Origin of the sequence: Sphingobium ummariense RL-3 (assembly GCF_000447205.1) — a bacterium.
Classification (GTDB): Bacteria; Pseudomonadota; Alphaproteobacteria; order Sphingomonadales; family Sphingomonadaceae; genus Sphingobium; species Sphingobium ummariense.
The window spans coordinates 19670-27780 of record NZ_AUWY01000107.1; the positions used below are offsets into that span (position 1 = coordinate 19670).

The window sequence follows — 8111 nt, forward strand, 5'->3', positions numbered from 1 at the left end:
CCAATCTTTGCAACAGAGCCGGCCGGATGGTGTTCGGCATTTTTGCCACACTGGCGGAGTTTGAGCGGGATATGATCCGCGAGCGCACCATGGCTGGCCTGGCCGCTGCCCGCGCGCGGGGACGCAAGGGTGGCCGCAAGTTCGCCCTCTCCAAGGCCCAGGTGCGGCTCGCTCAGGCTGCTATGGCCCAACGCGACACGTCCGTTTCCGACCTCTGCAAGGAACTCGGGATCGAGCGCGTCACTCTCTACCGCTATGTCGGTCCCAACGGGGAACTCCGGGATTACGGTCAGCGCGTGCTTGCTGCCAAAACGCGATGATGATGACGGGAGCCCCGATCAAACTTACCCAAGCGGACGCCGCAGACGTTGCAGACCTGTACAACCGTTGCAGCGACTATTTCCTGTTGCAGGACGGGGCCGCGCCCACGCTGGACGATGCTCGCGAGCTTTTCTCCGATGTGCCGCCCGAAAAGAGCGCCCACAATCAAGCTGTCCTGGGATGGAAGGGGCCTGGCGGCCTATATGCAATCGCGGCCATCCTCCGCGATTATCCGCGTGATGGCACATGGTATCTCGGCTTCATGATCGTAGATGCCGCACAGCGTGGTCGTGGCGTCGGACGCTCAATTTACTCGACGGTCGAAAGCTGGGCCGCTGCGAGAGGTGCCACAGAGATTCGGTTGGCCGTGCTGGAAGCGAATGAAGCGGCAGAGCGATTTTGGCGTTCTCTCGGCTTCATTGAGTATCGGCGCGTTGGGCCAGACACCTTCAAAATGCGTAGCCATCGCCGGATAGAACTGAGCCGTCGCCTTTCTGGCGCGACCGTAGAAGGCAGCAACAAGTAAGATCTCGCGCCGGCTATCTGGGCGAGCTTGGCGTAGGATTCCGCCCCCTCCCGCAAACGCCCCCTTTCAGGGAAGGGGGCTTGAGATCGCCTTGATGGCCTTCAATCCCGTTCCAAAACGAGCGATCGCGTCCCTGTTTCTCTCCAGCTCGCCATAGGGCAGATAGGCGAAGTCGAGATCGGCAATACGGCTGAAAGCCGGGCGACGGAGTTGCGCGCGAACGTCCTGCTCGCGCGCATTCGGTGCGACCAGGAATAGCCCGGCGGCAGCGTGCAGATCGCTCCCCGACAGCGCCAGATCGAGCATGCGCACGATCCCCGAGTAGATCGAGGTCGAATGTTCAACCTCGAACGCGGCGGCGACGCCGTCGCCACCCTTCGCCAGCCACAACACGTCGATGAGGCGGATCGAGTCCGCTCCGGGAGAGGTCGCAATGGCGTCTGGAAGGCGCTCGAGGCATCCCTGTCCAAGCGGGCAGCCAGCGTGAAGTCGACCGCGGTCATTGGCGGCGATCCACACATCGTAACCGAGGGCATGGCCGAGGTCGCGCAGCCAGGCCTGGATTTCGGCGTGCGTGCGATCGGTTTCGCCCTGCGCGGCGGCTGTCTTGTCGAGCCGGCTTGCCTCCGCTCTGGCATGTTCCAATCTGCCGAGCCAGTCGTCGGCCGCCGTTGCGTCATCCTCCAGCGGTGGCGCGGGATAGCGGCCCGAGCCAATGTCGAACAACAGTCCGCCGATCGCGCCGAGATCGTTGGAGAGCAACTCGCGGTAACGGTCGTTGAGGTCGAGGATGCCGGCGCGCATGGCGAGAAAATGATCCCATGACCCGAGCTTCACCTTGGCGCCGGTGACGGCATTGTAGCCCTTGACGATCGCGGTATTGAAGGGCGGCACCAGCGTCGGGTGAAGGAAATAGAGCAGGTTGGCCGCCGCCGGCCCCAGCCCCTTGATCTTGAGCGCGTCTATGCTGCGGATGTGGCTGATGATCTCCTCGGCGGTATCGCAGCACGAGCAATTGTCGAGCAGGCGACCGAACGCCCGCTGGTTGTCCGGGCTTTCGTAGATGTCTGGAATGCGCAGCTTGGGCTTCCACAGCCAGGCATGGTCGGCGCCCTTGAAGATCTGCCGCTGTTCGGCGATCGAGTGGACAACCGTTTCCAGTGACGAGCCGCGATAGGCGACGCCGAACCGCCCACTTTCGATTTCTGCGACCACCTGCTGCAGCCCGCGACGGATGGAGCGGAAGTTTTTCAGCCGTTCGTCCCACAGAAACCAGGAGCGATAGGTGGCGCCGGGATCGTCTCGCCAACGACGGACAAGCTCGCTCACGAGATCATGATGTGTCGCGGGTAACAAGGTCATACTGGCTGGGTCATCTAAACTGGGCTCCTTGCCGTTCAGGCTATCGCGAGCAAGGGCGGCTTGCACGTTCAATGTGCGATCCGCGAAGCGTGCTCAAATTGTCGGTGATCGCGCAGGGAAACGCCGCTGGCATTGGGCGTTGCCGGTCGCAACCGTCGACCGGGCGCACAGCCAGGCAGACGGCCGGCACGGGCGTCGCCGCCCGGGAGCGGCGCCGCAACCAGCTTTTTCCGGTCGAACTTAGCGGATCACTGCTTTGCGATCGCGGTGACCTCGCCATCGCTGCCCTTGAGCGAGAGGTCGAAATCGACCTTGTCGCCGACCTTGACCGCATCGGTGATCGACGGCGCGGCCTTGAACGCCATCGTCATCGCGGGCCACTTGGCCTCCGGGATCGGACCATGATCGAGCGTGATCGTGCCTGCCGCCTTGTCGATCGCGGTGACGGTGCCATGGCCCTTGGCCTTGATCGCGGCGTTCGCGTCAGGCGCCATCGACATGTTGCCCATGTCGCCGCTCATGGTCGCGGCGGGCGCCGCCTCGTTGGTCTCAGTCGCAACGGGGGCCTCCGCCTTCTTGCCGCACGCGGCAGTCAGGGCGGCGAGGCCGAGGGCAATGGTCAGTCGTGCATGGTTCATCGTCTTCTCCTTCATGATGAAACGGGTTGAGGGATGGGATCGGTCTTGGGCCGGCGCAACAGCAGGTAGGCGGCGGGCAGGACGAACATTGAGAGCAAGGGCGCGGTCAGCATGCCGCCGATCATCGGCGCGGCAATCCGGCTCATGACCTCCGAACCCGCGCCTGATCCCAGCAGGATCGGCAGCAGGCCGGCCAGGATCACCGCCACCGTCATCGCCTTGGGACGGACGCGCAGCAGCGCGCCTTCGCGCACGGCGGCCTCGACCTCGGCAGCGTCCGGATGTGCGCCGCGCTCGGCCAGCGCGTTCTTGAGATAGATCAGCATCACCACCCCGAACTCGGCGGAGACGCCGGCGAGCGCGATGAACCCGACCCCGGTGGCGATCGACTGGTTGAACCCCAGCAGATAAAGCGTCCAGATGCCGCCGGTCAGCGCAAACGGCAGCGTCCCCATGATCAGCGCCGCCTCGTCGAAGCGGCCGAAGATGAGGTAGAGCAGCACGAAGATGATCAGCAGCGTCGCGGGCACGACCAGCTTCAAGCGGTCGACCGCGCGCTCGAGATATTCGAACTGGCCAGAGTAAGCGATGCTGACCCCAGGCGAGAGCCTGACCTGTTTCGCCACCGCACGCTGCAGATCGCCGACCACCGAGGCAAGATCGCGCCCGCGCACATCGACGTAGACCCAGGTCGAAGGCCGGGCATTCTCGGTCTTGAGCATCGGCGGTCCCTCGGCGATCGAGACGTTTGCCACGGTGCCCAAGGTGATCTGCTGGCCCGCGGGCGTCAGGATCGGTAGCGCCCGCAGCCTTTCGAGGCTGTCGCGCAATTCGCGCGGATAGCGCACGCTGATCGGATAGCGGGCGAGGCCCTCGACCGTCTCGCCGATCGTCTCGCCGCCGATCGCGCCGGAGACGATGGCCTGGACGTCGGCGATGTTGAGCCCGAACCGCGCGGCGGCGGCGCGGTCTATGTCGACATCGACATAGCGTCCGCCGGTCAGCCGCTCGGCGAGCGCCGAGCTGACGCCGGGCACGCTCCTGGCCACGGTCTCGACATCATGCGCGATGCGGTCGAGCTCGGCGAGGTCACTGCCCGACACCTTGACCCCGATCGGGCTCTTGATGCCCGTCGCGAGCATGTCGATGCGGTTGCGGATCGGCGGCACCCAGATATTGGCGAGACCCGGAAGCTTCACCCGGCGATCGAGCTCGTCGACAAGGCGTTCGGGCGTCATGCCCGACCGCCACTGGTCGCGGGGCTTGAATTGGATCGTCGTCTCGAACATTTCGAGCGGCGCGGGATCGGTCGCGGTCTCGGCGCGGCCGGCCTTGCCGAACACGCTTTCGACTTCGGGCACGGTCTTGATCAGGCGGTCGGTCTGCTGGAGCAGCTCACTCGCCTTGGCGGCCGAGAGGCCCGGCAGCGCCGAGGGCATGTAGAGCAGGTCGCCCTCGTCGAGATTGGGCATGAACTCGCCGCCGAGCCGGCTGAGCGGCCAGGCCGTGGTGGCGAACACCAGAGCCGCGATCAGCAGCACTGCCTTGGGCCGCTTCATCGTCCAGTCGATCGCGGGCCGGTAGATATTGGTGAGCCAGCGATTGACCGGATTGGCCTGCTCGGCCGGAATGCGGCCCCGGATCAGCCAGCCCATCAGGATCGGCACCAGGGTCACCGACAGGATCGCGGCCGCGCCCATCGCATAGGTCTTGGTGAAGGCGAGCGGCGCGAACAGCCGGCCTTCCTGCGCCTCCAGGGTGAAGACCGGAATGAACGACAGCGTGATGATCAGCAGGCTGAAGAACAGCGCCGGCCCGACCTCGGCCGCCGCCTCGGTGACGACGATCCAGCGCATCTCGCCATCGAGATGTCTGTCCGGGTGATCCTGCTCCCAGCGTTCGATCCTCTTGTGGGCGTTCTCGATCATGACGACCGCCGCATCCACCATCGCGCCGATGGCGATGGCGATGCCGCCCAGCGACATGATGTTGGCGTTCACCCCCTGGAACCGCATTACGACGAACGCGGCCAGCACACCGAGCGGCAAGGTCAGGATCGCGACCAGCGCCGAGCGGACGTGCCAGAGGAACAGGGCGCAGACCAATGCGACGACGATGAACTCCTCGACCAGCTTGCGGGTGAGGTTCTCGACCGCGCGATCGATCAGCTGCGAGCGGTCATAGACCGTGACCACCTCGACGCCCGGCGGCAGGCTTTTCCTGAGATCGGCGAGCTTGTCCTTGACCGCCGCGATGGTCTCACGGGCGTTCTTGCCTGACCGAAGAATAACGACGCCGCCGGCGACCTCGCCTTCGCCGTTCAGTTCGGCGATGCCGCGCCGCATCTCGGGGCCGACCTGGATCGTGGCGACATCGCCGAGCCGGACGGGCACGCCGCCCGCCGCAGTCTTGAGCGGGATTGCCCGGAAATCGTCGAGCGTTTTCAGATAGCCCGAGGCGCGGACCATATATTCGGCCTCGGCCATTTCCAGCACCGAGCCGCCGGCTTCCTGATTGGCTTGGCTGATCGCCTGCACTGCCTGGGCGTGGGTTACGCCGTAGGCCGCGAGCTTCACCGGATCGAGCAGCACCTGGTACTGCTTGACCATGCCGCCGATGCTGGCGACTTCGGCCACGCCGGTCACGGTCTTCAGCTCGTAGCGCAGGAACCAGTCCTGCAACCCGCGAAGCTGCGAGAGATCGTGCCGGCCGGTGCGGTCGACCAGCGCATATTCATAGACCCAGCCGACCCCGGTCGCGTCCGGCCCGAGCGCGCTGCGGGCGCTGGCCGGCAACCGACCCTGGACCTGGTTGAGATATTCGAGCACGCGGCTGCGCGCCCAGTAGAGATCGGTGCCGTCCTCGAAGATCACATAGACGAAGCTGTCGCCGAAGAAGCTATAGCCGCGCACCGTCTTGGCGCCGGGCACCGACAGCATGGTGGTGGTGAGCGGATAGGTGATCTGGTTCTCGACGATCTGCGGCGCCTGACCCGGATAGGAAGTGCGGATCACGACCTGCACGTCGGAAAGATCGGGCAGCGCGTCGATCGGGGTCGAGCGCACCGCCCACAGGCCCGCGCCGACCAGCGCGAGCATGCCGAGCACGACGAAGAAGCGGTTCCTCACCGACCAGCGGATGAGATGGGCGATCACTGGCCCGCCACCTTCGCCATATGCCGCAGCGTCGGTCCCGCCGGGGGCCGGTCGAACCCGAACCGGACCCGGTCACCCGCCTTGAAGCCGCGCGCGATGCCCGGATTGGCGAGCGCGAAGGTCATCGTCATCGCCGGCCAGTCGAGCGCGGGAACGGGCTCGTGGCTGAGCGTCACCGAATTGGCCGTGATCCGCTCGATCTTGCCCGTCGTCTCGTACAGCGTGGCTTTCGACGCCGGCGCGGCGATGGTCGCCGATGCCGCACCGCCGCCGATCGGCCGCGCCTCGATTCCCGACAGGCTCGCCTCGGAATCGATCAGGAACTGCCCCGAGACGACGACGTTCTCGCCGGGCGACAGGCCGGCAAGGATCTCGGTCTCGCCGCCTGCCTCGCGGCCGATGCGGACCTCGGCGGGATGATAGCGCCCGTCGCCTGCGGCCAGCATGACGAGCGTGCGCCTGCCCGTGCGGATCACCGCTTCGCTCGGCACCAGCAGCGCCGGCTTGGCATCGCCGCCAAGCGCGACGCTGGCGAACATGCCCGGCCGCAACCGGCCGTCCCGGTTGGGCAGCTCGATCCGCACGGTGAGCGTGCGGCTGTCGGCCTGCGTGGTCGGCAGGATCGCGATCACCCGGCCGGCGAAGCGCTCGCCGGGGAAGCCCGCCAGCGTGGTGCTGGCATTCTGGCCGACCCGGACATCGCCCGCGCGCGCTTCGGGCACCGCGGCATTGAGCCAGACGGTGCCGAGCCCGCTTACCTGGGCGAGCGTCTGGCCCATGGCGAGCGTCACGCCGGCACGGGCGTCGAGCGTCTGGATCGTGCCCGAGATCGGCGTCGTGATCGTCACCACGCCGTTCGGGCGTCCGCTCCGCTCGACGCTGGCGATGAGGCCGTCGGACATGCCCATCAGCCGCAGTCGCTGGCGCGCGGCCGCGGTGAGGTCGGGCTTGCCGAGCCGCCTGACGCTCAGATATTCGGTCTGCGCGCCGCCCCATTCGGGCAGGAGCAGGTCCGCGATCGGCGCGCCGGCGCGGACCACGTCCCCGGGCGCTCGCGCATAGACGCGGCTCACGAACCCGCCCGAACGCGCCTGGATGACGGCGACGTCGCGCTGGTTGAAGTCGATCGTGCCGGTGACCTCGAGGGCCGAGGCAAGGCTGCCCATCTTCGCCGCGACGACCCGCAATCCCAGGCTCTGCCGCGCGGCGGGATCGACGGCGACCGTGGGGGCCGCGCCGGCGCTTCCTCCGTCCGCGTATCGCGGCACGAGCTGCATATCCATGAAGGGCGACTTGCCGGGCTTGTCGAACTTCTGGTTGGGGAACATCGGATCGTACCAGTAAAGGACTTTGCCTGCCCCGGCGGGCGTGGTCGCCTCCGATTGCGGTGCCTGGCGATGGCCAGCCCAATAGCCTGTGCCGCCGGCCAGCAGCGCGACAGCCAGGATCGATGCGCCCCAGCGCAGCGCGGATTTATCGAGCGTCATGGCCGCTCCTCCCCATAGGTGATAGTGATGCGGACCGCGTCGCGCGCGACGTCGGCTTCGCGGTTGAGCGCCTCGACCTCGGCCTCCGCGAGCCCGAGCGTCGTGAGCAGCGCGGCGCCAAGGTCGAGCTTGCCGGCGCCATAGCTGTCGCGGTCGAGCTCGGCGCGGTGCCTGGCGAGTGGCACCAGCGTCTCGCGGGCATTGCGCAACCGGGAGAGATGCATGGCATGGTCTGCGAGATCGGCGTCGAGCTGCGCCACCAGCTCGCGGCGGATCGCCTCGCGGTCGAACCGACCCCCTTGCGCAAGGCTCTCGCTTGCAGCGATCCTGGGGTTCTGGCGCTTGCCGGCGAACAGCGGCAGGTCGATCGACACGCCGACCGAGGCCATGTCGCCGTACATGGGATCGCGCCGGCCATAGGTGACGCCGACCTTCCAGTCGGGGCGCTTGTCGGCGCGCGCGAGACGCACGTCCGCTTCGGCGACTGCGATCCGCGCGTCCTGCGCGCGCAGGGCGGGAAGCGCATCGATCCCGGCCCGCAGCCGGATCGGATCGACATCGAGCATCGGCGGGTCGCCCGTCGCCTGCGGGTCGGGGTCGCCGGTATAGCGCGCGAGCCGGG

7 protein-coding genes are annotated in these 8111 nt (G+C 66.9%); 2 read left to right on the top strand and 5 right to left on the bottom strand.

The window, feature by feature from the left end:
- Positions 1 to 26: 26 nt before the first annotated feature.
- Both M529_RS39790 and M529_RS39795 read left to right on the top strand, forming a co-directional pair.
- The gene (locus M529_RS39790) at positions 27 to 320 is read left to right on the top strand and encodes a recombinase family protein (RefSeq protein ID WP_021318845.1); all 294 of its coding nucleotides are present in this window, start codon (positions 27 to 29) and stop codon (positions 318 to 320) included.
- On the top strand, positions 317 to 847 hold the full coding sequence (locus tag M529_RS39795) for a GNAT family N-acetyltransferase (protein WP_007686150.1): 531 nt from the start codon (positions 317 to 319) through the stop codon (positions 845 to 847). The genes M529_RS39790 and M529_RS39795 overlap by 4 nt, the downstream gene beginning before the upstream one ends.
- A gap of 66 nt (positions 848 to 913) precedes the next feature.
- Here M529_RS39795 and M529_RS39800 read toward each other — a convergent pair whose 3' ends face one another.
- The 5 genes from M529_RS39800 to M529_RS39820 all read right to left on the bottom strand — a co-directional run.
- Positions 914 to 2176, bottom strand: a complete 1263-nt coding sequence (locus M529_RS39800; protein WP_007683327.1) for a hypothetical protein — start codon at positions 2174 to 2176, stop codon at positions 914 to 916.
- A 281-nt stretch (positions 2177 to 2457) separates the two neighbouring features.
- Positions 2458 to 2862: a copper-binding protein gene (locus M529_RS39805; RefSeq protein ID WP_007406376.1), complete on the bottom strand. Its 405-nt coding sequence runs from the start codon at positions 2860 to 2862 to the stop codon at positions 2458 to 2460.
- Entirely contained in the window at positions 2859 to 6002 is a 3144-nt protein-coding gene (locus M529_RS39810; RefSeq protein WP_007406408.1) for an efflux RND transporter permease subunit, read from the bottom strand. Before M529_RS39810 ends, M529_RS39805 begins: the two co-directional genes overlap by 4 nt.
- Positions 5999 to 7489: an efflux RND transporter periplasmic adaptor subunit gene (locus tag M529_RS39815; protein ID WP_007406384.1), complete on the bottom strand. Its 1491-nt coding sequence runs from the start codon at positions 7487 to 7489 to the stop codon at positions 5999 to 6001. Before M529_RS39815 ends, M529_RS39810 begins: the two co-directional genes overlap by 4 nt.
- On the bottom strand, positions 7486 to 8111 hold a 626-nt coding region (locus tag M529_RS39820; RefSeq protein ID WP_021318846.1), incomplete at its 5' end, for a TolC family protein. The genes M529_RS39815 and M529_RS39820, both read right to left, overlap by 4 nt.